The sequence below is a fragment of the Gluconobacter japonicus genome (assembly GCF_002723975.1).
Taxonomy (GTDB): domain Bacteria; phylum Pseudomonadota; class Alphaproteobacteria; order Acetobacterales; family Acetobacteraceae; genus Gluconobacter; species Gluconobacter japonicus.
Genome location: NZ_BEWO01000006.1, coordinates 95,083 through 118,334, shown reverse-complemented (window position 1 = coordinate 118,334; position 23,252 = coordinate 95,083). Strand labels below are relative to the sequence as shown.

At 52.9% G+C, this 23,252-nt stretch carries 25 protein-coding genes and 1 tRNA gene; 13 read left to right on the top strand and 13 right to left on the bottom strand.

Annotated elements, in window-relative coordinates; genetic code table 11:
- Positions 1 to 225: 225 nt before the first annotated feature.
- From GJA01_RS06035 to hemE, 4 genes are all read right to left on the bottom strand, one after another.
- Positions 226 to 1,746 carry a glycosyltransferase family 2 protein gene (locus GJA01_RS06035; RefSeq protein WP_010502939.1) on the bottom strand — a complete coding sequence of 507 codons (1,521 nt, stop codon included), beginning with the start codon at positions 1,744 to 1,746 and terminating at the stop codon, positions 226 to 228.
- A gap of 155 nt (positions 1,747 to 1,901) precedes the next feature.
- Complete coding sequence (gene hemJ / locus GJA01_RS06030; RefSeq protein ID WP_062504991.1) at positions 1,902 to 2,348, bottom strand: protoporphyrinogen oxidase HemJ; 447 nt, start codon at positions 2,346 to 2,348, stop codon at positions 1,902 to 1,904.
- Entirely contained in the window at positions 2,345 to 3,049 is a 705-nt protein-coding gene (locus GJA01_RS06025) for an HAD family hydrolase (protein ID WP_062504990.1), read from the bottom strand. The genes hemJ and GJA01_RS06025 overlap by 4 nt, the downstream gene beginning before the upstream one ends.
- A complete protein-coding gene (gene hemE, locus GJA01_RS06020) occupies positions 3,046 to 4,095 on the bottom strand; it encodes a uroporphyrinogen decarboxylase (RefSeq protein WP_062505063.1) in 1,050 nt (349 codons plus the stop codon). The genes GJA01_RS06025 and hemE overlap by 4 nt, the downstream gene beginning before the upstream one ends.
- Before the next feature lie 354 nt (positions 4,096 to 4,449).
- On the opposite strand from hemE, the gene GJA01_RS06015 reads away from it, so the two are divergent.
- Together GJA01_RS06015 and GJA01_RS06010 are read left to right on the top strand one after the other, a co-directional pair.
- On the top strand, positions 4,450 to 5,061 hold the full coding sequence (locus GJA01_RS06015; protein ID WP_062504989.1) for a Maf family protein: 612 nt from the start codon (positions 4,450 to 4,452) through the stop codon (positions 5,059 to 5,061).
- 90 nt (positions 5,062 to 5,151) lie between these two features.
- Positions 5,152 to 5,227: transfer RNA gene (locus GJA01_RS06010), tRNA-Ala, on the top strand.
- A 65-nt stretch (positions 5,228 to 5,292) separates the two neighbouring features.
- On the opposite strand, the gene GJA01_RS06005 is transcribed toward GJA01_RS06010, so the two are convergent.
- Positions 5,293 to 5,778 (bottom strand): aminoacyl-tRNA deacylase, encoded by a 486-nt coding sequence (locus GJA01_RS06005; protein WP_062016557.1) that lies wholly within the window; start codon positions 5,776 to 5,778, stop codon positions 5,293 to 5,295.
- A gap of 97 nt (positions 5,779 to 5,875) precedes the next feature.
- Between GJA01_RS06005 and GJA01_RS06000 the strand changes: the two genes are divergently transcribed.
- From GJA01_RS06000 to GJA01_RS05985, 4 genes are read left to right on the top strand one after another with little or no spacing between them, the layout of a single operon-like run.
- Positions 5,876 to 6,292 (top strand): lytic transglycosylase domain-containing protein, encoded by a 417-nt coding sequence (locus tag GJA01_RS06000; RefSeq protein WP_010502927.1) that lies wholly within the window; start codon positions 5,876 to 5,878, stop codon positions 6,290 to 6,292.
- A gap of 57 nt (positions 6,293 to 6,349) precedes the next feature.
- Complete coding sequence (locus GJA01_RS05995) at positions 6,350 to 7,204, top strand: metal ABC transporter solute-binding protein, Zn/Mn family (RefSeq protein WP_062504988.1); 855 nt, start codon at positions 6,350 to 6,352, stop codon at positions 7,202 to 7,204.
- A complete protein-coding gene (locus tag GJA01_RS05990; protein WP_062504987.1) occupies positions 7,188 to 7,847 on the top strand; it encodes a metal ABC transporter ATP-binding protein in 660 nt (219 codons plus the stop codon). Before GJA01_RS05995 ends, GJA01_RS05990 begins: the two co-directional genes overlap by 17 nt.
- Positions 7,840 to 8,631 carry a metal ABC transporter permease gene (locus tag GJA01_RS05985; RefSeq protein WP_062504984.1) on the top strand — a complete coding sequence of 264 codons (792 nt, stop codon included), beginning with the start codon at positions 7,840 to 7,842 and terminating at the stop codon, positions 8,629 to 8,631. The genes GJA01_RS05990 and GJA01_RS05985 overlap by 8 nt, the downstream gene beginning before the upstream one ends.
- Here GJA01_RS05985 and GJA01_RS15535 read toward each other — a convergent pair.
- The gene (locus GJA01_RS15535) at positions 8,628 to 8,762 is read right to left on the bottom strand and encodes a hypothetical protein (protein WP_255312266.1); all 135 of its coding nucleotides are present in this window, start codon (positions 8,760 to 8,762) and stop codon (positions 8,628 to 8,630) included. The genes GJA01_RS05985 and GJA01_RS15535 overlap by 4 nt on opposite strands.
- Positions 8,763 to 8,888: 126 nt before the next feature.
- Between GJA01_RS15535 and GJA01_RS05975 the strand changes: the two genes are divergently transcribed.
- On the top strand, positions 8,889 to 10,376 hold the full coding sequence (locus GJA01_RS05975) for a sugar porter family MFS transporter (RefSeq protein ID WP_062504983.1): 1,488 nt from the start codon (positions 8,889 to 8,891) through the stop codon (positions 10,374 to 10,376).
- 32 nt (positions 10,377 to 10,408) lie between these two features.
- A complete protein-coding gene (locus GJA01_RS05970; RefSeq protein WP_062504980.1) occupies positions 10,409 to 10,849 on the top strand; it encodes an HIT family protein in 441 nt (146 codons plus the stop codon).
- Here the strand turns inward: GJA01_RS05970 and GJA01_RS05965 are convergent.
- The 5 genes from GJA01_RS05965 to rfbB all read right to left on the bottom strand — a co-directional run bounded on the left by GJA01_RS05965 (position 10,846) and on the right by rfbB (position 15,417).
- Positions 10,846 to 11,847, bottom strand: a complete 1,002-nt coding sequence (locus tag GJA01_RS05965) for a glycosyltransferase (protein ID WP_231875894.1) — start codon at positions 11,845 to 11,847, stop codon at positions 10,846 to 10,848. The genes GJA01_RS05970 and GJA01_RS05965 overlap by 4 nt on opposite strands.
- 64 nt (positions 11,848 to 11,911) lie before the next feature.
- Complete coding sequence (gene rfbD, locus GJA01_RS05960) at positions 11,912 to 12,802, bottom strand: dTDP-4-dehydrorhamnose reductase (protein ID WP_010502914.1); 891 nt, start codon at positions 12,800 to 12,802, stop codon at positions 11,912 to 11,914.
- Between the two features lie 8 nt (positions 12,803 to 12,810).
- On the bottom strand, positions 12,811 to 13,374 hold the full coding sequence (gene rfbC, locus GJA01_RS05955; RefSeq protein ID WP_010502913.1) for a dTDP-4-dehydrorhamnose 3,5-epimerase: 564 nt from the start codon (positions 13,372 to 13,374) through the stop codon (positions 12,811 to 12,813).
- A gap of 94 nt (positions 13,375 to 13,468) precedes the next feature.
- Positions 13,469 to 14,341: a glucose-1-phosphate thymidylyltransferase RfbA gene (gene rfbA / locus GJA01_RS05950; RefSeq protein ID WP_172794494.1), complete on the bottom strand. Its 873-nt coding sequence runs from the start codon at positions 14,339 to 14,341 to the stop codon at positions 13,469 to 13,471.
- Positions 14,342 to 14,361: 20 nt separating this feature from the next.
- Positions 14,362 to 15,417, bottom strand: a complete 1,056-nt coding sequence (rfbB, locus tag GJA01_RS05945; RefSeq protein ID WP_062504978.1) for a dTDP-glucose 4,6-dehydratase — start codon at positions 15,415 to 15,417, stop codon at positions 14,362 to 14,364.
- 190 nt (positions 15,418 to 15,607) lie between these two features.
- Here rfbB and GJA01_RS05940 point away from each other — a divergent pair, with 190 nt between their 5' ends.
- From GJA01_RS05940 to GJA01_RS05920, 5 genes are all read left to right on the top strand, one after another.
- Positions 15,608 to 17,656, top strand: a complete 2,049-nt coding sequence (locus GJA01_RS05940; protein WP_062504976.1) for a hypothetical protein — start codon at positions 15,608 to 15,610, stop codon at positions 17,654 to 17,656.
- A complete protein-coding gene (locus GJA01_RS05935; RefSeq protein WP_062504974.1) occupies positions 17,653 to 18,342 on the top strand; it encodes a histidine phosphatase family protein in 690 nt (229 codons plus the stop codon). Before GJA01_RS05940 ends, GJA01_RS05935 begins: the two co-directional genes overlap by 4 nt.
- Positions 18,343 to 18,881: 539 nt before the next feature.
- A complete protein-coding gene (locus GJA01_RS05930; RefSeq protein WP_082785305.1) occupies positions 18,882 to 20,198 on the top strand; it encodes a tyrosine-type recombinase/integrase in 1,317 nt (438 codons plus the stop codon).
- Positions 20,199 to 20,335: 137 nt separating this feature from the next.
- Positions 20,336 to 21,019 (top strand): MerR family transcriptional regulator, encoded by a 684-nt coding sequence (locus GJA01_RS05925; RefSeq protein WP_062504972.1) that lies wholly within the window; start codon positions 20,336 to 20,338, stop codon positions 21,017 to 21,019.
- Positions 21,016 to 21,435: a PIN-like domain-containing protein gene (locus GJA01_RS05920; RefSeq protein ID WP_062504971.1), complete on the top strand. Its 420-nt coding sequence runs from the start codon at positions 21,016 to 21,018 to the stop codon at positions 21,433 to 21,435. Before GJA01_RS05925 ends, GJA01_RS05920 begins: the two co-directional genes overlap by 4 nt.
- A 42-nt stretch (positions 21,436 to 21,477) precedes the next feature.
- On the opposite strand, the gene GJA01_RS05915 is transcribed toward GJA01_RS05920, so the two are convergent.
- Positions 21,478 to 22,569, bottom strand: a complete 1,092-nt coding sequence (locus tag GJA01_RS05915) for a helix-turn-helix domain-containing protein (protein ID WP_062504969.1) — start codon at positions 22,567 to 22,569, stop codon at positions 21,478 to 21,480.
- Between the two features lie 9 nt (positions 22,570 to 22,578).
- A complete protein-coding gene (locus GJA01_RS05910) occupies positions 22,579 to 23,226 on the bottom strand; it encodes a hypothetical protein (RefSeq protein WP_062504967.1) in 648 nt (215 codons plus the stop codon).
- Positions 23,227 to 23,252 lie beyond the last annotated feature (26 nt).

Here is a 23,252-nt window from a genome sequence, read left to right as displayed (position 1 = left end):
GTCGTCGAGATCACCCACCACTGTAATTCTGGATGGTCTGACTGTATGTTCCCCACTAACGCCAACTTATACTCTATGACGCATCGCACGTTGATGCGTCATAGGCCACACTTCTCGTTGTCATGAGGGTCAGTCTCATGTGCAAGAAGCCCACCCTTGTTTTTACAAACAGGCTTTTCTTTCGTTTATAGGGCAAAATCATAATTTTCGACCCTCTATCGATACTCAAACAAACGTCCAAAGCAGTCCTGGAACACGATATGAAATCTCCTCTCTAACTGAAAGAGGAACGGAAGCAAGAACTCGCAGAAACTCTTCTGCAGTTGGTGCAACTGCAGCGCTTACGAGCCACACGAGAATATCGTGAGAAGTTGTCTCTTTCCCGGGAACAAAAGAAAGCGGAGCACGATTAGAACCGTAGAAAATATTCTCAACAGGAAGCAGCGTGAATTTCTCCCATCCGCCTACTTCACGACGTTCTGCCGCGACCTGCTCAATACCCTGCGGTTGATTTTCAGTCGGGTTAGGAATGAAAACAAGATGTAGATTAGTGACAGGGTTATAAGCAGCGTATTGCCCTTCTCCAAAGGACCGAAGACTATAGACGAGTTCGCTTGCAAGACGATCATCTCGCTGCATGCGAATAAGACGATGAGTTCCGGGTTGTCCATCTTCCTCGTAAAAGAATGTCACAGCATTTGGCGTATCGTCGTGGACGGCCGCATAAACCGGAATCAGATGACTTTGTTCAGCAATCTCTGCCGTTGTGTGCATGATACGGTTTTCATGAGGGAGAAGGTAGAGACTGGTATCAAAAGCTGACTTCACCTGAAAAACCGTTGCTGCTCCATCTCCGCGAGGAGAGAACATGTTTCCGCCTTCGACCTTGTACCAGGTATCCCGTAGCGTCGAGATGGCACGGTCAAGCATTACACGGTAAATATCTCGCAATATACGGTGAGTTTGACCGATGAAGCGCAACGGCTCGTAGTCCGCCAGTTCATTGCGATTAAAGTGTTCCCAGTACACCGTGGAATCGCCAACGTCAGCATTCAACCGTCTTTTAATCCGCTGGATATAATGTTCCATGCTTCGGCAGATGTAATGCATGACAAAGGCATCATTCCAATCGATGTCCTGGTTTGCATCCTGTCCATTGACCAAACGGCCGTCAGGTCTGACGTAACGATCTACGGGAATGTCATACCAATGAGGATTATGATAATGGCTCCCCATCTTTTCAGGACGCACAAAGCTTTTGATCAGCCGATTATCGCCCAATTCAGGTGTTGAGTGCTGAACAAACGCTTCAACTGTCGTGACTTTGGGTCTTACAACCCGGCCAGAACTTCCTTGAATACGCCAGGACAGAGCAACTGCGTCAGCATGGTCGAATTTTGAAAAAAACTCGGGCAAGCTGTCCTGACGCTTCAGATAGACATACTCGTCACCATCAAGAAATCCTATCCAGTCGTACTGACCTTTGGCCATTTCAGCCGCGGCCATGAAGCTTTTCCGCTGCCTCTGATAGAAATCAGGCTCCTCAATAGGATCTGTCCGCATAGCTCTGATATCGCAGACAGATGCGGCAGATTGGATAATTTCCCAAGTTCCGTCTGAAGAATGATCATCAAAAATGAAAAAAGTTTTGACGCCCAGAGCTCTGTGCCAGGCAATCCATCCCGCAATGTCAGAAAACTCATTTTTGACAAAAAGCGCTATTGCTACGGTTGGAAAAGCCGTCATCTGCCTAGATCCACTTCAAAATGACCAACACGGTAAGTCTGATTACATTAACACCTAAGTGGGAAAAACCATATCACTCAGGTCTCATTAACCCAAATGCGGCCTTAAAACCGTAATCGGTTTGTATTTTTTTTACGAAATATAATATTTTTAAATTATGGTCTAACAATGATCATAACAACAATAATAACCATAAGAATAGTTGGAACTTCATTCGCTATTCTATAATATTTTTCTGAATGGGTATTCTGATCCTTGAGAAATAATTTTCTCCATTGACTGCATGCACCATGAAAACCCATCAGAGCAACAACGCAGAGCAGTTTCGTCCACCACCAGCCACTGTGCCAATCTACCAGACCTGGAACAGATGCCATAAGACCACCAACAAGAACCGTGACGATCATTGCCGGTGTCATGATTTGCCGAAGAAGCTTGCGTTCCATGATCTTGAAACGCTCACTTTCAGGGGTACCCGGGATTGTCTGTGTATGGTACACAAACAACCGGGGTAGATAGAATGTTCCCGCCATCCATGCCGTAAACGCCATGATATGCAGGGAAAGAAACCAACTCAGATGCGTGGCAACAAAATCTGTCATGCCTGCTTCTGGCTTTCAACCACGTCACTAAGCAGTGGTACCAACTGAGACAGGTGGGTAATTCTCACAAAACCTGGCGAAGGCCAGAATGGGGGGAGCGGCAGATCTTCTGAGCGAAGTAATATACAACTCATACCAGCCCGACGCGCAGCCTCCGCACCTGTATCGCTATCCTCGATCACGACACAGTTTTCTGGCAGAACACCTTCTCTCTTTGCTGCGTACAGGTACACTTCCGGAGACGGCTTTGGCTCATCCATGTCATTCGCTGAATGAACCCGGTTTTCTGGGAAAAAATCTGCCATCCCCGCACGTTCAAACTTGACTTCCATCTCTGTGATCGAAGAATTTGAACCAACACGAAATGGCATTCCCAAAGACCGTATTTTCTGCATCATTTCTGGCGCTCCCTCTACAGGTTCCGCCATTTTCTTCATAATGCGTACAAGATTATCCCGCATTTTGAATGCCGTATTTTCTGGGAGAGCATGTCCCAGTTCAGTCTCCAGTTCTTCTACAATCTGCGGCAAGGCTTTCCCCGCAAAACGATCGTGAGCAGCTTCATCCGAAATAGCCAAACCAAGGGAACGGGCAAATTCTGCTGTTGCCTGACAGGAAGCCCGCTCACTGTCCACGAGCACGCCATCGCAATCAAAAATCACCAGTTTTAACTGGCCTTCTACGTCAAGAGCTGTCGTCATACAGCCCTCACCGCATCAACAAGAGCCCCAACATTCTCAGGTGGCGTATGCTGCATGACGCCGTGACCCAGATTGAACACATGAGGTCGGCCTTTCAATGCATCCCGAATAGCCTTTGCTTCGCGTATCATGGCTTCTCCGCCCGAGAAAAGAGCCATGGGATCCAGATTACCCTGAAGGGTGATCTCGGGTACCAGTTCTGCAATCTGGGCCGGGTCCGCTACGGTATCCAGAGCTAGCGTATTTACGCCGGTCTGTTCTGCGTACTCCCGCACCATGATTCCTCCCAGACGCGGGAAACCGATGATCGGCGTCCCTGGATGCTTCTCCCGGATATGACGCACAATCTGGCGGGTTGGTTCAATAACATAGCGTCGGAATGCTGTCGGCGGCAGAATCCCTGCCCAGGAATCGAAGAGCATGACAGCTTCTGCGCCTGCTTCGATCTGACCACAAAGCATCTCTGCAGTACTGACTGTGAGAGTTTCAATCAGTCGATCAAAAAGCATCGGCTCGGTCTGCATCATCTGCCGTGTCGCTGCAAAATCGCGCGATCCGCCGCCTTCAACCATGTAGCACGCCACAGTGAAAGGACTTCCGGCAAATCCTAGCAAAGTCGTGACCTCAGGGAGGGACTTGCTCAGACGAGAAAGGGTTTCCCTTACAGGGGCCGTCGCCTCCAGAACGCGTTTCGGATCCAGTCTTTGCAGATCTGCCGCAGATCGAATTGCCCCCAGAACTGGCCCACGACCTTCAATAAATTCGAGCGACTGCCCCATGGCCCAGGGCAGAATCAGAATATCTGAAAACAGGATAGCTCCATCCATGCCATAGCGACGAATGGGTTGAAGCGTCAGTTCTTCCGCCATGTCTGGTGTCATGCAACGTGTCAGAAAGTCAGCCTTATCCCGCATGGCACGGAATTCCGGAAGGTAACGACCAGCCTGACGCATGAGCCAGATTGGCGGTGGCCATACGGCTTCACCCTTGAGCGCTCTGAGAAGCGGTTTGGAAGAGGGGGAGAGGGGTGCGTTTTCCGAATTCATGCCGCTCACTAACCATGAAAGAAAAAAGAAAGAAATCCTGGAGGATAGGATGATCCCTGTGGAAACTGGGGTACCCGGCTTTCTAAAAATGTACCCCGTCTTACTCACACTGTGTACAACTCCGAAAACCGCAGCGATGCAAGGGGCCCAGGATTCTATCCCGTTTTACTCACAGACCCCCTGTGTACAACCCCCAGTTTCAGAGGGTGTACCCAACAATCCACGGTACTCGGTACCTCATCCGGGGACTCCGAGTACTGTCCCCATGTACCCCAGTACTGACACAATCTTTTCACCGGGTCATACGCAGTACTCGCACAGACACGTGCCGTCGATAGTTTGGAGTCGCATCTTATGACCACACTGAGTACTTCCTTAATTCTCGCGAGCGGATCTTTGGCACGACGAGTACTTCTGGAAGAAAGCGGTCTGACACTCCATCTGCGACCCGTGGACGTAAATGAAGAGGATTTGCGAAAGACCTGTGAAGCAGAAGGCAAGTCTCTTGGTCAGACGGCAATAATCCTGGCAGACGCAAAGGCATTGAAAGCAGCGGACGCAGGATTGGAGACAGATTTCATCATCGCGGCAGACCAGATTCTTGACCTCGACGGAATAGCATTTGCCAAACCAAAGACATTGGAAGAGGCAAAGCATCATCTAAGAGCCTTAAGAGGCCGGACACATCGCCTTCAAACGGCGGTAGTGCTTTATCGAGGCATGCAAAAAATCTGGGCGAACCTGGCTGTTCCGGAACTGACCATGCGAGAGTTCTCGGAGGTTTTTCTGGAGACCTATCTCGAACAGGAAGGGGAGGCTCTTTTGGGCTGCGTTGGGGCTTATAGGCTTGAAGGGCTTGGCGTTCAGTTGTTTTCCCGAATTGTTGGAGATCACGATGCTGTTCTCGGTTTGCAGCGTCTTCCTCTTTTGCAGGCCCTGAGAGCCCAGAAAATAATTCTGACTTAAAAAGTGCTTTTTTTGGCTTGTCAGCGGAAAAACATCCTTATATACCGCCCACATCCGACCTCACCCCAATGAGGTCGCAGATGAAACAGTGGGGCCATAGCTCAGTTGGGAGAGCGCTTGAATGGCATTCAAGAGGTCGTCGGTTCGATCCCGATTGGCTCCACCAGTTTCCCTAAAATTTTCCATAAGAATATATAGTGTAGCCATAGTATGATTATGGTTTGGCATAGGTCAGCCAGGTGGCTTGACCAGATCAGCAATCATGCCCCCTGTTGCCAGTAACGCATCCTGAGGAGCCAGCTCCAGGAGGAGGCCACGGTCTCCACCGTTTATAACAACGGGTGGTCCGTCCATGGCGCTTTGTTCGAAAGCTGTTGGTACGACGCTGCGTTGACCGAACGGACTGACACCTCCGATCCTGTAACCTGTTCTCTGCTCGGCATCCTGACGCGAAAGCATCTTGGCTTTTCTTCCACCAAAAGCTGTCGCTACGCGCACAAAATCCAGTTCACGATCTGCGGGAAGAACAACGCAGGCGGGACGTCCGTCGATCTGCACCATCAGGGTTTTCAGCACATGATCAGGTGCCAGGCCTAGCGCAGTGGCAGCAGCCACCCCCAGCTTTCCGGCAGACGGGTCGTAATCGTAGATGCGGCGTTGGTAAGCGATCCCCAGAGCATCCAGAGTTAATGTGGCTGATGTGTCCTGTTCGCTCATTTAGAAAGTCTCATTCTTTGACATTTTCCTGAAGGATGACACCTCGGGTGAGGGGATGCTAGGGTCGTGATCTCTTCAAAAGAAAGAACAGGATGTTATGGCTGCTGCTATTCTGGCCTGCATGCTGGCATCTGCCATGCATTACCGGCTTCCACCTCGTGTTCTACCCGCTATCCAGCGGGTTGAAGGCGGTGTGATGGGGAAAGTCAGCCAGAATACAGATGGATCTGTCGATATTGGCCTCATGCAGATCAATTCACGATGGATCCTGCCCATTGCTTCCATGACGCATCAGACACCATCACAGGTTGCGGCCAGACTGGCTCTGGAACCGTGTTTCAATGTCGCGGCGGCGGCAATGATTTTGAGAACAGCTCTGGATAACGAGCATGGTAATCTGCTGCGCGCAATCGGGGATTATCACTCCCGAACCCTTCCTCTGAACATGGCGTATCAGCGCAAGGTTATTGCTGCCGCCACCGAACTTTACGTCAGACAGCCTTCCCGAGGATAGCCAGACGGAAGATGTTATCTTATAACGTCCGTCCTTCTGGCTCCGTCGGGGAAACTCATGCATCGTTTCCGAACCCTGTGTCTGGTCGGTTCGCTGCTGACTGCACCTGTTGCTTCTGCCGCAACCATGCCTGTGGTCTGCGTTGAATCTGTCTGGTGTAATATTGTTGCTCAGATTGGCGGATCTGAAATTACGACGCAGGCTTTGATCTCAACGCCCGGTATTGATCCTCATGAACTGACGCCGACTCCCTCAATGGCACGTCAGACGGCGCATGCGGCACTCGTTGTGCTCAACGGCGCAACTTATGATGACTGGGCGCTTCCATTCGTTTCGTCTTCTGCATCTCGCATTATTGCTGCGCAGGAAGCTGGGTGGAAAGTGGGTGACAATCCGCATCTGTTTCTCAATCCAATGGCCGTTCGTAAGGTTGCTCTGGCTACAGCACGTGCTTTGATCAAGCAGGGGCTGAATCAAGAAGCGGTTCAACAGCGCTTGGATATTTTCCTAAAACAGATTGATGATCTGGAAACACGTAGTGAAAAACTGCGTCAAAATTACGAGGGAACAGCCATCGCTGCGATGGAGCCAGTCGGGGCTGATCTTATCCAGAATATGGGGTTACATATTGTGGATACAGGTTTTGCTCTGGCTGCCATGCATCATGCAGAGCCTACTCCCCAAGATGTAGCAGCGCTTGAAACTGCGCTGGATAAGAAGACCGTCAAGCTGCTGATTGTAAACCCTGCTGTAAGGTCGCCGCAAATTGACCGAATGGTGGAGAAGGCCAAAGAGCGTGGTATGCCCATCGCTGTGATTGGGGAAACATTGCCTCCGGGATTGTCATGGCAGGACTGGGTGTCTTCAATTATTGAGTCTGTTCAGAAGGCCCTTGATGGCGCATCCAGATAACCTTTTCCTTGACGGGGTTACGCTCTGTGCAGGGCACAAAACCATTCTGGACCATGTCACGCTGACAGTTCCCATAACGGGAATGACACTTCTTGCAGGTCGAAACGGTTCCGGAAAATCGACTTTTCTAAAAGCCTGTCTTGGTCTTGTTCGCCTGCAAAATGGGGTCCTTCTTGTCAAAGGGCAGCCGCCTGAAACGGCCTGTAAACAGATTGGCTACATGCCTCAGGGCCTGAATGATGCTGCTCTGATGATCCCGGCAATCAGTCATGTCATGGCCGCGATGAACGGTGCACAATGGGGGGTTTCTCTCCCGTCTCGCAACCGGCGGGAGAATGCTGAACGCTTGCTGGCTCTGACGGGTGCGCTGTCTTTTGCCCGGCGGCCTCTTGGTCTGCTGTCGGGGGGCGAGCGCCAAAGGGTCTGTCTTGCCCAAGCCCTGACAGACAACCCGAAGACGTTGCTTTTGGATGAACCTTTGGCAGCGCTGGATCACGAGGCGCAGCATCAGATTGTATCTTTGTTGGATACCCTGACACGGGAGCTCGGAATTTCCATTCTCATGACGTCTCATGAGACGGAAGCTCTGGATGGGAAAGTGTCGCGTATTCTGAAGCTGGAAAATGGCAGTCTGCATGTTTGAGTTCGAATTCATGCAACATGCATTTCTGGGATGCACGATTGTTTCTGTGCTGGCCGGAACAGTGGGATGGTTTCTGATTCTGCGGCGTCAGGCTTTTGCAGCCCACGCTTTGTCTCATATTGGCTTCAGTGGAGCGGCCGGGGCGGTCTGGCTGGGCGTTTCGCCTCTTTATGGCATGATTGCTTTCAGTCTGCTCGCCGGTCTTGCGATGGGGAGTGAAGCAAAAGGCGTTGTTCTATCGCCCCACCGGGACAGCATGATTGGCCTCGTTCTTGCTGCCAGTCTTGGTCTGGGCACATGGTTTCTGCACGAAGCGAACGGTGCTTCCAGCATGGCAACAACGCTTCTATTTGGAGATGTTCTTGGCATTGATATGCCCACGTTGCTGGCTCTAACGGGCGTTGCGGTATTGTGTTTGTCGGGACTGGTTTTTCTTGGCCGGCCGCTTCTGTTTGCAAGCCTGATGCCGGATGTTGCTCAGGCCCGTGGAGTTCCTGTTCGCCTTACATCCCTCGGTTTTATGGCAATCGCGGCTTTGGCGTGTTCTGCCTGCGCAGAGGTTTCTGGCGCGCTTTTGGCTTTCAGCCTGATGGTTGGCCCGGCGGCAACAGCGCTGAGGCTAGGTCTTGGACCTATTGCAGGCTTGGTAAGCGCCGTGGCTTTGGCTTTGTTTCTCTCTTGGGGAGGGCTCGCTCTGTCATGGATGACAGACATACCCGTTCCGTTCTGGATCGGTCTTGGTGCCGCCGCCTGTTATGGAATGGCCTGTCTGGTCAGACGTTAATGGGCTGTCATTGTCACAAGACGAAAATGAATCAACCCGATAAAGGCAATCAGGCAAATATGAAGAATAATGAGCGCCTTTAGCGTAATGACGGGCGCATCACGCGTTGTATCCGGATTCTGAGACGGCATTATAAACCTCCACACGTTTTCTGCTTATAGCCACTTTAAGGCCACACTATACGGAAAATATAGTTTTTTACGAAAAAACAGCGTAGGCGCGAAAAACCTGACAGATTGCCCTATGTTAGTATCGCTATGTCAAATGATACGAAAACATCTCGACCTGTTCGTGAACAGATAGACCTCTCCAAAATCGAGGTCTCACCGAATGCGAAACTGATCCTGATGCTGGCCGCTATGGTCGCCGCAATTTGCGGTGGTCTTTACGGCTACGATACGGGAATCATTTCTGGCACTCTTCCTCTTATCGGTGAAGACTTCCATCTGAATTCCACCATGAAGGAAAGCGTAGCCTCTGCTATTCTTCTGGGAGCGGTTTTTGGTGCTTTTGGAGCCGGTTCTCTTTCCGAGAAACTTGGCCGTCGGACAACAACCTGCATTGTCAGTGGGGTGTTTGTTCTTGGTGCGACAGCCTGCGCATTCTCTCCTGATGTCTGGAGCCTGATTGCGGCCCGTTTCGTGCTTGGCCTTGCTGTTGGTGGCTCTACACAGGTGGTTCCGATGTATATTTCGGAACTCGCACCTCAGGAACGGCGCGGTAGTCTGGTAACGATGTTCAATGTTGCCATCGGTTTAGGCATTCTGCTTGCCAACATCATTGGTCTGACCCAGCGGACAAACTGGGGATGGCGCCCAATGGTGGGTATTGCCGCCATTCCTGCCGCCATCGTCTTCGTCTCCATGTTCTTTATGCCAAAAAGTCCTCGCTGGTCGGCCGAGAATGAGGGCATGAAGAACGCCATTCTCCATCTCAGTCGTATTCGGACGACCAAGCGCGCAGTGCGCAAAGAAGTGGAAGCAATCCGCGAGAACGCAACGGACATTGATCCTAAGAACCGCGGCTGGCGTGGCCTCTTCCAGCCTTGGGTGCGCCCGGCGCTGGTTGCTGCTCTTGGCGTCGCTTTCTTTACCCAGTGTGGTGGCCTGGAGATGATGATCTACTATGCTCCAACCTTCCTGAACGATGCTGGGTTTGGTGCGTCCTCCGCCCTATGGGCGTCCCTTGGCGTGGCAATTGTCTACTGCATCATGACTTTCCTGGGCTGTCTGTTTGTGGACCGGATTGGGCGTCGTCGTCTCATGCTGATCATGGGCCCAGGGGCTGCCCTGTCGCTGGTTGGTCTGGGCATCATGTTCATGAGCCATCCGGCTCCGGGGAGCGTTGGATCTTATCTGATCGTTGCTTTCCTTCTGCTGTTCATGATGTTCAACTCTGGTGGCATTCAGGTTTGCGGTTGGCTTCTTGGTGCGGAAATGTTCCCGCTTTCCATGCGTGGGCAGGCAACATCCCTGCACGCAGCGACGCTGTGGGGGGCAGATCTGCTTGTGACCAGTACGGCACTGACAATGGCCGAAGGAATTGGCCTGACATGGACGATGTGGTTCTACGCCTTGGTCAACTTGGCCTCTGTGATCTTTGTGTTCTTCTTTGTGCCAGAAACTTCTGGTGCATCCCTTGAAGACATCGAAGATGCCCTACTGGAAAACCGTTTCCGTCCGACACGGGAAAACAAGCGTATTGTGCCTGAAGAAGATGAAGAGGACGCTCGGTCCGCAGCATGATACGGTTCCTCCTTTCTTCAGGAGGAACCAATATGGACGTTATCGCAAAACGGGTTATTGCTGCGCGAAGTGGCAATAACCCGTTTGTTATTGGGCGTATGAAATCCGGTTGGCTGGTCCTTGGTGAAACGCAACCGCTTCCAGGGTATTGCCAGTTACTGGCAGATCCCATTGTTTCATCCCTGAACGATTTACAGGGAGAGGCGAGGGCGCAATATCTTTTGGACATGGCTGCTGCCGGAGATGCCCTGCTTGCTGTAACAGGTGCGTCCCGGATCAATTACGAAACATGGTGCAATCTTGCGCCGTCGCTTCATACGCATATCGTGCCTCGCTATGTAAGTGAGGAGGAAGACAAGCGGATCAAAGCTGCCAGTATTGCCTATGATTACGCTGCAGCCAGACCCTTCAGCCTGGAGCAGGATAAAGCCTTCATGGCCGCCATGAGGCAGGAACTTGGCTTGAAGGCTTAGTGACAGCGCGTTGCCAGAAGATACCAGAGGCGAAACACAGCCGTTTCACAGAAGGTCTGGCGCTGAAGCTCTGGCCGTTTCCAAATGAGTTTGAAACGTGCTTTGAGCGTCCTGGCCTGAGACAGATCTTCGAGAAGATCCTTGGACTCCGACGTCAGCATGTCCGGATAGCTGAGAAGGCGCTGTACATTCGATTCAAACGCAGTCATGAAAGCGCCTGGCCCGCGTTTGATGGCACAGAGGCCGCGTTTGAACTTGGAATGTTTTGCGCCGACCGTGTTACGGGAATGCTGGCGGTAATAACTCACACAGCGATTATCAAAAAAAATCTCGCCGCCTGCTGCCATAGTCAGAAGATAGGCCCACCAGTCATGCAGGGTATGAGAAGGCGGAGTCGTGCCATGCAGGAGATGACAGGCAGCGGCGTTAATGACAGCTGTATGGCCGGTAGCGATATTCTGGGTTAGAGCCGCGGCGAAACTGGGTTGTCGATGTAACCGTTCGGATTTGCTGAAGACATTCAGGTTGCTGTCCGTCAAATATTGGCGGGCACAATAGATTGCCGGGACATCTGAAGGCTGCGTTTTAAGCCAGTTTACGGCCCATTCCAGCTTTTTGGGGTGCCAGACATCGTCCTGATCAGCAAACGCAATAAATGGCGTTTCAGGAATAGAGTTCAGCAGATGGAGATATGAGGCGCCAACACCTTTGACGTCAGGAATAGACGTAACCTCAACACACCGTCCGTGGCCCCGATGTGCCGCGAAAGAAAGCATGATGACTCGCGACGCATCCGTCGATCCGTCATCTCGCCAGTATAAAACCCAGTCCGTATGAGACTGGGCCAGAATGCTATCGAGTTGTGCGTTGAGGTAAGATTCGCCGTTGTAAAGGGACAGTAAAATGGCGACGCGCGTCGTTCTATCGGCACCTAAGCTTGCTCCTCCCCGGATCATCTGCGGGTTCCAGCGGGGGAGGCCGGATTGAGGAGAAGACATGACATCCTTATGAGAACGGTAAAACTGCAAAATAGGCCATTCTGTCAGGAATGGCCCATAAAACTTACGAAGCCGTAAAGAGACGATGCACCGTACGGGCTACACTCTCACGCCATTCAGGCATTTTAACGCCAAAAATGCGGTGAAGTTTTGAACAATCCAGACGAGAATCCTGCGGACGCTTGGCCGGAGTGGGCCAGTCTTCTGTTCGGATGGCTGTAACCGTTGGCATGGCCTGACCATGCTTCTCGGCTTCTTCCAGCGCGGCGACTGCCAAACCATGCCAGGTCGTCTCTCCGGTTCCGCTGGCGTGATAGATGCCAGCATATTCCGGTTTCCAGCCGTCTTTTTCCACCAGAGCCAGAATGGCCAGAATGGCTTCAGCCAGATCGTCGGAACTGGTTGGATTGCCGCTCTGATCTCCCACGACCTTCAGTGCCGGATTTTTGGCTCCTGCATTGATCATGGTCTTGATGAAATTCTTGCCATGGGCTGAATAGACCCAAGACGTTCTAAGAACGATGCTCTTCGGATTGGCTGCCAGAACAGCCTGTTCTCCGTCAGCCTTGGTGCTGCCATAGACCGTCTCAGGATTGGTCGGATCTTCTTCAGTGTAAGGCGCACCCTTGTCACCAGAAAAGACATAGTCCGTAGAGACATGCACAAAAGGGATGCCAGCCTTGGCACAGGCTTCAGCAAGCGCCTTTGGGCCAGAACAGTTGGCGCGTTCTGCACCGTCTTTTTCTGTTTCGGCCAAATCGACAGCCGTCCAGGCTGCCGCATTCACGACAGCAGCCGGATGATACTTCTCAATCGCAGCGGCGATTGTTTCCGGCTTGTCGAAATCGAACTCAGGGCGGCCGACACGAATGATGCGGTCACCGCCCAAAGTGGCGAGAGATGTCGCAAGCTGGCCATTGCCGCCCGTGACGAGGATGGAACCTGTGCTGGACATGACGTTACTCACTTTTCGTACTGGAACCAGCCCTTGGCTTCGGAGAAGTGCGGTGCGATCTTGTCCTTGTCAGACAGAACCGCTTCTTCTTCGGAAACAGGCCAGTCAATGTTCAGTTCCGGAGAGTTCCAGATCACCGCGCGCTCGGAAACCTTGCTGTAAAGAGACGTGCACTTGTATTGCACTTCGGTGTTCTCTTCGAGCGTCACGAAACCATGCAGGAAGCCGGGCGGAACCCAGAGCTGGGACCAGTTTTCAGCAGACAACTCAGCTGCAACCCATTTGCCATAGGTTGGAGAGCCCGTACGGGCGTCGACTGCCACATCCCAGATGGCGCCGCGCGTCACGCGAACAAGCTTACCTTGTTCGTAAGGGGCTAACTGGCAATGCAGACCACGGACAACGCCTTTTTCAACAGAAAGGCTCTGATTGTCCTGAACGAAAGGCAGGTTGATGCCAGCCTCTGTCATACGGTCAAAATTATAGGTTTCGGAAAAGAAGCCGCGATTATCGCTGAAGCGAGGAGGCGTAACGAGAATGACGTCTGGAATGGCGAGCCGTTCAACCTTCATGACGGTTTCCTTCAAAAATTAGATCTGGAAATAAAGACAGATTATGCCTCAATAGAAAAAACGCTGCCTGACCGGGTCAGGCAGCGCGGATAGTTCAGACGCCGTGGTCTGCCAGTTCAAGCAACAGGCGGCCTAGTTCAGTTTTACCCATTCGCTTTGCATGATCGCGAAGCTGGTCAGCGGTAATGAACTTGTTGCGGAAAGCAACCTCAGCAGGCGAACCAACCAGCATGCCCTGACGGGACTGAATGGTTTGTACGAAGCTGCCAGCCTGCATCAGGCTATCGGGCATGCCAGCATCGAGCCAAGCGCAGCCGCGGCTGAGGCGATCAACCTGCAACGTGCCTTCTTCAAGATACATGCGGTTGAGATCGGTGATTTCCAGTTCGCCACGCGGGCTCGGCTTCACCTTTTTGGCAAAATCCACGACACGGTGGTCATAGAAATAAAGACCTGTGATGGCCCAGTTTGATTCAGGGTTTTCCGGCTTCTCAACGACTTCGAGTGCTTTGCCACTCTCATCGAATGAAACCACGCCGTAACGCTCGGGGTCACGAACCTGATACGCGAAGACCGTCGCACCTTCAGGACGGTTTGCGGCTGCACGTAGTAGCACACCTAGATGATCGGCGAAGATCAAGTTGTCGCCGAGCGCCAGAGCGCAGGGGGATTCGTCAAGCCAGTCTTCGGCAATCAGGAAGGCTTGGGCCAGACCGTCGGGGGAGGGCTGGATTCGATATTCAAACGTCACGCCGAACTGGGAACCATCGCCCAGAAGACGCTGGAACTGAGGCATGTCATGCGGGGTCGTGATGATCATGATGTCCCGGATTCCCGCCAGCATCAGCGTGGAAAGAGGGTAGTAGATCATCGGTTTGTCATAAACCGGCAGAAGCTGCTTGGAGGAAGCGAGCGTCATGGGATACAGGCGCGTGCCCGAACCGCCAGCCAGGATAATGCCCTTCATGGGCTTCGTGTCGATCGTGCTCATGCGCGTGTTCCCAGTCGCTGTCCCGTGTATCGCTTGGAGCGGATGCCCTCCCACCAGTCACGGTTGTCGAGATACCACTGAACCGTCTTGCGGATACCAGTTTCGAAGTCGTGCTTGGCTTTCCAGTCCAGCTCTTTTTCCGCATGGGACGGGTCGATCTCATAACGGAAGTCGTGGCCGGGGCGGTCCGTGACATAGCGGATCAGACGCTCACGCGGGCCTTCCGGATCTGGCAGGAGTTCATCCAGAACAGCACAGATCTTCTTGACGACTTCCAGGTTCGTGCGCGGCTGGCGGGCGCCAATAGCGTAGGTTTCGCCTGGCTTGCCAATTTCAACAGCGCGGACCAGAGCTTCAGCATGGTCTTCCACGAACAGCCAGTCACGGATGTTCTCGCCCTTGCCGTAAACCGGGAGTTCACGCCCTTCGATGGCGTTGATGGTCACGAGCGGAATCAGCTTTTCCGGGAAGTGCCAGACACCATAATTGTTTGTGGTGTTCGTTACGAAGGTTGGCAGACCGTAAGTATGATACCAGGCGCGGACCAGATGGTCGGACGAGGCCTTGGAGGCTGAATACGGGCTGCGCGGATCGTAAGGTGTTGTCTCTGTAAATGGCGGATCGTTTGGCTCAAGATGGCCAAAGACTTCGTCCGTGGAGATATGATGAAAGCGGAACGCGGCCTTTTCTTCGTTTCCAAGACCGTTCCAATATTTGCGGGCAGCTTCCAGTAGGGAATAGGTGCCGACAACATTGGTCTGGATGAAGACGCCAGGGCCATCGATTGAACGATCCACATGGCTTTCAGCTGCCAGATGCATCACGGCATCCGGGCGATACTCCTCGAACAGACGCTGCATTTCAACGCCGTTTACAATGTTGGCGCGAGCGTGAGAGTAACGCGGATCGGAAGAGACTTCGGCAACTGTATCTTCAGAGGCTGCATAAGTCATGCAGTCAACGTTCAGCACGCTGTGTTCGGTGTTCTTGATGATATGACGCACCACGGCCGAACCAATGAAGCCGCAACCGCCTGTCAACAATATCCGCATTTCAACTCCTTAACATCACGGTAGGAGCATCAGCCCCGCCACAGGAAAGTACCTTACAGTGTTGTACAAGAGGCGCAAACAGAGCTGTCGGTAATACTAATGAAACTATTTCTACAACCATAAGGTCTCGCCCCTCATCGCTGAATGAGCTACCCAGACACTCCTGTGAGGCACGCAGGAGAACAAAGGTATGCTGGCTGATACATTAACCCGCTCGCTCGTTGATGTGCTGGAACGCCCGGATCTCAGGGTCGTTGCGGCAGGCCTCATGCCAGAGCTCGATATTTCCTTACAGCAGCCTTTCCAGTTGGGAGAAAATCTGACGGCAGGTCAGGAATCTCCTGCCGGGCGGGCCTGTCTTAAGCTGGGGGAACCCTGTCTTCGTAATCCGGCGCTGGCACCAACATTTCTACGGCAGGCGGTTGAACTTTTCCGGTTGCTCCATGCTGGTGCAGACGCACGTCTTGCCAGTTTTGCTGCGGCGCGTGTTGCCGCGCTGTTTCATGGTCTCGATACAAATGCATCCTGTCCGCTTCCGACTGAACTGGCCATATGCGCGGGGGATGTGCCGAGAAGCGAGATATTGCTTGATATCTGGAATAGCCTGAAACTGCTGTTGCCAGAGGCGCCAGAGTTTACTTTGCAGGATGCCAACAGGTTGCAACCCATTCTCGTGCGTTTGTGGCCCGTTATGGCGCCGGCAGAAACATTGATGAGTAGTGGAGGGGACTCCAGACTGGCAGTTGATCCCGAAACAGGGCTGAACCGTTATTCCTGTTCGCATCGCCCACGTCCGTGGGCTGTCAGTTTTGGGTCGTCAACCGCATCTTCTTTGTCAGAGCGAGGGTTCGGAGGGGCAGAAGCAGCCCGATGTGCGATGATGAACGCACTTCTTTCAAAGCAGGACCCTGACCTTGTTCAGGAAGCAATGGTCAAAAATGCGCGAGCTGGCATTGGAGGACATTATGGCCTGCCAGAGGATGCCGTATTGCTTTCGGCATCAGGGACGGATTGTGAACTGGCAGTTCTGGCTCTTGTTGCTGCGGGAACCACGCGACCTGTCAGCTCCATCCTGCTTGCTCCAGACGAGACTGGAAGTGGTGTACCTCTAGCGGCGTGTGGACGCCATTTTGCTGCAGACAGTGCATGTGCCACGCTGGTCGGGAAAGGGGAACTGATTGAGGGATTCCCTGCCGATACCCGTCTTATCGGTGTTACAATCAGACATTCGGATGGAACCTCACGAGCCATAGAAGAAATCAATGCCGAATGTCTTGAACTCGCGCGACAAGAGGTAAAAGCTGGACGCCATGTTCTGATGCACCGCTTGGATCAGTCTAAAACCGGTCTGGCTGCTCCCGATATGAACACCATCGAAATCCTGAGACGCGAGCTTGGGGAACATTTCAGTGTTGTAGTGGATGCCTGTCAGGCGCGCCTCAGCCCTTCGCGTGTTTTTGAATGGGTAGAGAGTGGTCTGATGGTCGTGGTGACGGGCTCAAAATTTTTTACCGGACCGCCATTTTGTGGCGCCATTCTTCTGCCGGAAAAATTGCGCAATCGTCTTCGGTCGTTATCCCTTCCGGTCGGTCTTAAAGACTATGCCCATCGTGATGAATGGCCGGAAGGATCGGATGAAAACGCGTTGAGCACAGGCCACAATATTGGTCTCGCTCTGCGATGGCATGCCGCTCTCGCTGAGATGGACGCACTTTTTACTCTACCTGATGACACAATCCGCTATCGATTAGAGTCTTTCATGGCGCAGGCCGTCGACATAGTGAATCGGTGTCCGTCACTGACAATGCTTCCCATGGGGCAGCCCGTTGATGACGGGCGTTGGGATGCGGTTCCCACGATTCTGTCCTTTTTAGTGGATGATCCTCTGGTGCCTGAGCGGCCGCTTGCTCTGGAAGATGCACGAAAGCTGCATCGCTGGCTAAACGCAGATCTATCACCCTGGGTGAGGGAAGGGGAGCCAGCTTTGCTCTGTGTTCTGGGACAGCCTGTTCCAGTTCCTCATCCACTTCTGGATGGCCCAGCGGGTGCATTACGCCTGTGTGCTGGCGCGAGACTGGTGTCAGGAGAGCCCTCTCACGCAGGACTGGATGAATCGCAAAGATTGCAGCGGGAATGTGGGGATGCCCGCAGAGTGATCGCTAAACTGGAATTGATCCTGAAACATTGGAATGTTCTGCTGGACGCCAACCCCGTTCCCCGTTACGCGCCTTTTTCATGACCCAGACAGATCACGTCGTTCCACACGGACATTTTCTAGATAGCCCTGAGCTTCCTCGGGGTATCACGCGTTTCTGGCTTGTGCGACATGCTGTCGTGGAGGCCGCCGCACGCAAGACAATGTATGGCGCCATGGATGTGCCTCTTTGCAAAGACGCCATGGCCAGTCAGCAGGGTGGTTATGCGGCACTTGCACGTCGTCTGCCTACAGATGCTGTCTGGTATAGTTCGCCGCTTCAAAGAGCGAGGGATACGGCGATCCAGATTCGCTGTGCTGGAGATTTTCAGTGTCCTGATGTGATGCTGGACACACGGTTTGTCGAACAGTCGATCGGTGACTGGCATGGAACACCTCATGAGCAGTTCCTGTCACTTCTGCGTCTACCGCCAAACCCGTTTTGGTCTTTGTCAGCAAGCGAACTTCCGCCGGGCGGAGAAAGCATGCTGGACGTCTGCGCGCGCGTATCTCATGGTCTAGAGGATCTTGCCAATACGCATTCTGGTCAGGACATGGTGGTAGTCAGTCACGGAGGCGCCATTCGGGCTGCCCTGTCCCATGCACTTGCCATTCATCCAGATATTGCGCTCCGGTTTACGATTCAGAATCTGTCCATCTCAATCATTGAGCGCATCAATGGTCTATGGCGTGTTGTGGCTGTGAACGAGCTTCCAGATTTTCGGGGCTGAAAAATCCCCGAAAGAAAAAGTTTTCTAGCGTAGACCGGACTTTTTCCTGCGGAAGAGTCCGGAATGAGTCCGCGACTGCCAATGCAGCAATGAGAACTGATGTTCTGACTTTACACAAAATACAATTTCAAGGGTAAGACCGGAAACGGAGCTTGGTGGGCACACAAGGGCTCGAACCTTGGACCCGCTGATTAAGAGTTACGCCCGGCGAAATACAGTTAAGACGCAGTAAAGCGCAAAACCGCGCAATAACAACGCCTTATAAAAGGGCGTCTGAGACGGTTTGTGCAAAGAGACGCACCGAAACGCTCCTATTGCTATTTCAAATGAGTCCGGATTGAGTCCGGAAAAACTCGTCAGCGGGTTCAGAGAGGGGAATTGGGCAAAATGAAATTCAGGGAGCTACACAATTACGGTGTTATAGGTGTTATAGGTGTTACTCACATATATAATATATTGATTTTACTGTGTTTTTATCCGGTTTTCTCACTAACACCTTTCGATTTCGTAGGTGTTAAAGGTGTTATTGAGGGCTGGGCATGAGGTTTTCGAAGCGGGAAATAGACGCTCTCACCTGTCCGCCGGGGAAACGGGACGCTGTGTTCTCGGATACGGAGACCAAAGGCTTTCTCGTTCGTGTCACTGACACTGGGACAAAGCTGTTCTTGTTTCAGTATCGCTACGCAGGGAGGGTCCGTCGCCTCAAGTTGGGAGAGTATGGGGCGCTGACCATTGCCCAAGCCCGGAAGATGGCTGAGGAAGCCCGTGGGCGCGTTCTTGCTGGCGGCGATCCCGTGGGTGAACGCCGGGCGGAAGTAGTCTCCTATCAAGCCTCACTACAGGAACAGGCCGCACAAGCGGCGATAGATGCCCTGACGTTGGATGTGCTGATTGACCGCTGGGCTGCCATGGCACTCAGGGAGCATAGCGAGACCTATAGGCGGGAGGGCCCGCAACGCATCCGGTATAACTTCCAGCTGTTCCTGAACCGCCCGGCGCAATCCTTAACAGTCTCTGAGTTACAGGCCCGGCTTGATGAGATTGCAGAACAGCACCCCACCACAGCCCGGCGTCTGCAAGCGTATGCCCGCGCCATGTATGCCTGGGCTGTGAAACGTCAGCTGGTTGAGGATAACCCTTTCGCCCGGGTGATCGTCGAAGGGCGTGAAGTCTCACGGGACCGCGTTCTGACAGACGACGAAATCGGGGAGATATGGCGGGTGGCTGGACAGATGGCCTATCCCTTCGGGCCGTTCTTTCGATTGCTGTTGCTCACCCTGCAGCGGCGGTCAGAGGTTGCAGAAATGCGCTGGGAGGAAATCTCACCTGATCTGACAACCTGGACTATTCCTGCTGAGCGGACAAAGAACAGCAGAGTGCATATCGTCCATTTGTCGGAACCTGCACGGCATGTCCTGGCTGCGCTGCATAGGCAGACAGATCCGAAGACAGGGGCCATCTCCCCTTACGTCTTCACGAATACAGGCAGGACGCCAATCTCTGATTTCTCGGGAGCCAAAGAACGGCTGGAGAGACTGATTGAGGTTGAGAGAGTTGAAAAATCGCCGGGAAAAGAAGTCTGCGCCATGCCCGCGCCGGGCTGGCGATTGCATGATCTGCGACGAACGGGCGTGACGGTTATGGCCCGCCTAGGGGTTGGGCCTCATGTGGCTGATCGGGTACTGAACCATGTCCAGGGGACGATTAAGGGAGTGGCGGCCGTTTACCAGCGGCATGAGTTCCTGAAGGAACGGCAAATTGCCCTGGATAACTGGGCCATTCACGTCCTTCAGGTGGCTGAGAGCTCCGAACTTAATACGGCTGGAAGCAGAGTGATTGCGTTGCGGCGGTCTTGAGGCATATGACGCCCGGCGATACGGGTTACTTGCAAAACTAATAGGCAGCATGATCTATAGGCGAGAGATAGCCGAGTTCTGCCGTGTCGCAGGCGTGGCTTTGCGGGGTTTTATGGCCTCCATCGTGGAGGGTGCACATGCCGGATAAACAGAACATCATCGGGAAAGGCGTCTATACCGTCTCGGAAGCGGCATTGCTTGCGCGTGTTCCTGCGCCGCGTATTCGTGCCTGGCTGTTTGGGCATGGTGCTGATGCTGTCCTAAGCCCTGAACTGCAACCAGAAGATGGGCATGAGGGACTGACTTTCCTTAATCTCGTGGAGATACGTTTCGTCCAGGAACTGCGGGCATCTGGCGTGTCACTTCAAGCTATTCGGCGCATGGTGGAGAACGCCCGGCGCATGTTTGGAACGGATCATCCCTTTGCCTCCGGGCAATTCCATACGGACGGCAAGGCTGTGTTCTTCCAGGCGGCTGAAGAGGCTCCGGAAAAGAGCCTTATCGATCTGACAGATGGGAATGGAGCTATGCTGGATGTGCTGGAAACAAGCTTCCGGCGTTCTTTAAGTTTCAGTGACACAGATGGCCTCGCAGAGACATGGCAACCCTATGCGGAACTGAATCGAATTGTGGTGGATGCTCACCGCCAATTCGGGCGGCCTATCGATTGCTCAGGTGTTCCGACACAGGCGCTTGCACAAGCTTTGAGAGCTGAAAAAGGGAATGCACGGAAAGTGGCGTCCTGGTGGGAGGTTCCGGAAGAGGCTGTGACGCAGGCTGCTGAATTTGAGTTCAAAATCAATCAGCGGCTTGCGGCTTGAGGTTCGTTTTCGACGAAAACCATCCGCCACCTTTGGCACGGATGCTCGCAGAAATAGCCAAAGCTGAGCCCTATGACATTGCCTCTGTCGTCTCGCTGGGCCTTCGCGGCACGAAAGATATAGATCTTTTCGATATCCTTACGAAGGAAGAGGAATGCCAAAACGTCCTCATTACTGCTGACGCAGCTATGAAGAAACGCAAACATGAGGCTGCGGCTATCCAGAAGGCGGGTCTGATCGTAGTGGTCTGCGCAAAAGGCTGGAATCAGGAGGGAGATATTTTTCGGCGGGGAGCTATGTTTCTGCACTGGTGGCGTCAGATCGTGAGCTGCTCGGAAAGCGCATTTCCGGGAACGTTTCTGGAGTTGCCTTGGAAAAGCAGGACAGTTGGAAAGCTGGCACGCTGGAAGCCATGAGAGGCAACCTGTAAGAAATCCTTACAGGTTGGAGCGGTAAGCTTAGGCTTGGCCGTTAATGACCCGAAGCTGTGGACCCTTGCTTACCCGCTCTGTTGGCCCGGCGCTGGGCGTTTGCAAGAGACCGAACAGTAGCTTTTCAACTTCTACAGGGGGAAGGCTCAGATCCTTCGCTATTTCGTGTTTGGTAAGGCGCTCTTTCCAGAGTTCTTCCAACACCATTTTCCAGACCGTTGATTCCTCACGAGGCATAGGGTGCGGCTCGGTTGTTCGGTATCCGCGTTTCCCCATTTCAATGATCATCGTGCGATACTGCCAGTCGCTGAGAATTTTCAGTTTGTGCAGTCTGTAAGCAAGTGCCGAAACAGAAACGCCCCAACGCTTTTTCGCGCGTACGATCTGACTAAGAGATGACACGAAAGGAAGATGGGCTCTGATATCCGCTTCCGGCATCAGGAACGAAGACGCAAAGAGATTGGCTTCTGCTTCAGCCTGCTTTCCTTGCTTTGGACCTCCATGACGGTGGAGCACGAGATGTCCAAGCTCGTGAGCGCAGTCAAAACGGCTGCGTTCAGCTGACTTGAACGTATTAAGAAAAATGTAGGGCGTCTCCCCGTCCCAGCAGGAATAGCCGTCTATTCTCAGCGTCTCCTCAGCTAGAGAAAATACGCGCAGACCTTTGGCTTCCATCAGCTTGATCATATGGCTGATCGGCTGCTCACCTAACGTCCAGCGTTCGCGCAGGGCTCTAGCTGCCGCCGCTGGGTCTCTCTCAGCAGAGAAATTAATCAGATCTGGTTCTGGAAGGTTGAAGCGCTCCTCAACCCATCCCTGAATCCAGTAGGCAAACGGTGCTGCTGATTCTGCCATGTCCCGTTCACGAGCGGTCATGGTGCTCATGCTACGAAAGCTGATGATGTTGGATGCTGGCTTTTCGATATCTCCACACGAAAAAAACGCTTCGGGGAATTCGAGCGTGCTGGCGAGTTTGCGGACTGTTTCCGGTTCAGGCGTGTTTTTGCCGTTTTCGATGCGAGAGAGTGTGACCGGCGTGATACCGGCCATCTCTGCAAGCGCTCGACTGGATAAGCCGCGCCTCTGGCGGGCAAGTGTCAAACGCGATGGGTTGAACATGGTACCGTCTTATTTTCTCGAAATCTGAATATCGTAGTCCTGCTGCGGCATATCGAGATCCTTGTCCAGTTGAACGTCTTCAAGGTCACCCTTCTTCACGATAAAAATGCGCTCGTGGAAATCTACAAACTGTTCATTTTCCAGCGGGGCGGGGCGAGATAGCTCAGCGCGGATACCGGCCAATTCATCACAGCTGACACAGAGATACCAGACTTCGCCGGGATCTTCCTTTGATGGAAACGGCTCTACAGATGGCGGTACAAACAGATCGCCCTGAGCTCCATTGATCAGTTCCTTGGAGGCCGTGCGTTTCTTCGAGATGGCTTTGGGGGTGTATTGAAGGTCTGCTGCGAGATCTACGTTTTGGAAGATGATGCGGATATTGGATGTCTTGTTGAAAACAGACTCAATGCCGTTCTCGCGAAGACGCTCCCACTGTTTGGCCCGGAAAATGATCCGCGTTGCTCGGGTACCAAAAATGTAAGAGAGGGTGCCTGGTGCTGTAGCTGGATCATCAGCTGTAGAATCTCGTCGGGCTCCTACAGCCATTTTGACGACATGGATTAATTCGTCTCGTGTGACGCCAAAATGTCCAGCGAGGCGGGCGATAACGTCTTCTTCGTCAGTTCTGATGATACGTTTTGCAGGGAGACCCATGACCACACCGTGTTAATTTTTGTGCC

What these genes read in the sequence shown, in the direction of transcription:
- GJA01_RS06035 (WP_010502939.1), bottom strand. Translation starts at nt 1,746, where the DNA reads ATGACGGCTTTTCCAACCGTAGCAATAGCGCTTTTTGTCAAAAATGAG.
- hemJ (WP_062504991.1), bottom strand. Translation starts at nt 2,348, where the DNA reads ATGACAGATTTTGTTGCCACGCATCTGAGTTGGTTTCTTTCCCTGCAT.
- GJA01_RS06025 (WP_062504990.1), bottom strand. Translation starts at nt 3,049, where the DNA reads ATGACGACAGCTCTTGACGTAGAAGGCCAGTTAAAACTGGTGATTTTT.
- hemE (WP_062505063.1), bottom strand. Translation starts at nt 4,095, where the DNA reads ATGAATTCGGAAAACGCACCCCTCTCCCCCTCTTCCAAACCGCTTCTC.
- GJA01_RS06015 (WP_062504989.1), top strand. Translation starts at nt 4,450, where the DNA reads ATGACCACACTGAGTACTTCCTTAATTCTCGCGAGCGGATCTTTGGCA.
- GJA01_RS06005 (WP_062016557.1), bottom strand. Translation starts at nt 5,778, where the DNA reads ATGAGCGAACAGGACACATCAGCCACATTAACTCTGGATGCTCTGGGG.
- GJA01_RS06000 (WP_010502927.1), top strand. Translation starts at nt 5,876, where the DNA reads ATGGCTGCTGCTATTCTGGCCTGCATGCTGGCATCTGCCATGCATTAC.
- GJA01_RS05995 (WP_062504988.1), top strand. Translation starts at nt 6,350, where the DNA reads ATGCATCGTTTCCGAACCCTGTGTCTGGTCGGTTCGCTGCTGACTGCA.
- GJA01_RS05990 (WP_062504987.1), top strand. Translation starts at nt 7,188, where the DNA reads ATGGCGCATCCAGATAACCTTTTCCTTGACGGGGTTACGCTCTGTGCA.
- GJA01_RS05985 (WP_062504984.1), top strand. Translation starts at nt 7,840, where the DNA reads ATGTTTGAGTTCGAATTCATGCAACATGCATTTCTGGGATGCACGATT.
- GJA01_RS15535 (WP_255312266.1), bottom strand. Translation starts at nt 8,762, where the DNA reads ATGCCGTCTCAGAATCCGGATACAACGCGTGATGCGCCCGTCATTACG.
- GJA01_RS05975 (WP_062504983.1), top strand. Translation starts at nt 8,889, where the DNA reads ATGTCAAATGATACGAAAACATCTCGACCTGTTCGTGAACAGATAGAC.
- GJA01_RS05970 (WP_062504980.1), top strand. Translation starts at nt 10,409, where the DNA reads ATGGACGTTATCGCAAAACGGGTTATTGCTGCGCGAAGTGGCAATAAC.
- GJA01_RS05965 (WP_231875894.1), bottom strand. Translation starts at nt 11,847, where the DNA reads ATGTCTTCTCCTCAATCCGGCCTCCCCCGCTGGAACCCGCAGATGATC.
- rfbD (WP_010502914.1), bottom strand. Translation starts at nt 12,802, where the DNA reads ATGTCCAGCACAGGTTCCATCCTCGTCACGGGCGGCAATGGCCAGCTT.
- rfbC (WP_010502913.1), bottom strand. Translation starts at nt 13,374, where the DNA reads ATGAAGGTTGAACGGCTCGCCATTCCAGACGTCATTCTCGTTACGCCT.
- rfbA (WP_172794494.1), bottom strand. Translation starts at nt 14,341, where the DNA reads ATGAAGGGCATTATCCTGGCTGGCGGTTCGGGCACGCGCCTGTATCCC.
- rfbB (WP_062504978.1), bottom strand. Translation starts at nt 15,417, where the DNA reads ATGCGGATATTGTTGACAGGCGGTTGCGGCTTCATTGGTTCGGCCGTG.
- GJA01_RS05940 (WP_062504976.1), top strand. Translation starts at nt 15,608, where the DNA reads ATGCTGGCTGATACATTAACCCGCTCGCTCGTTGATGTGCTGGAACGC.
- GJA01_RS05935 (WP_062504974.1), top strand. Translation starts at nt 17,653, where the DNA reads ATGACCCAGACAGATCACGTCGTTCCACACGGACATTTTCTAGATAGC.
- GJA01_RS05930 (WP_082785305.1), top strand. Translation starts at nt 18,882, where the DNA reads ATGAGGTTTTCGAAGCGGGAAATAGACGCTCTCACCTGTCCGCCGGGG.
- GJA01_RS05925 (WP_062504972.1), top strand. Translation starts at nt 20,336, where the DNA reads ATGCCGGATAAACAGAACATCATCGGGAAAGGCGTCTATACCGTCTCG.
- GJA01_RS05915 (WP_062504969.1), bottom strand. Translation starts at nt 22,569, where the DNA reads ATGTTCAACCCATCGCGTTTGACACTTGCCCGCCAGAGGCGCGGCTTA.
- GJA01_RS05910 (WP_062504967.1), bottom strand. Translation starts at nt 23,226, where the DNA reads ATGGGTCTCCCTGCAAAACGTATCATCAGAACTGACGAAGAAGACGTT.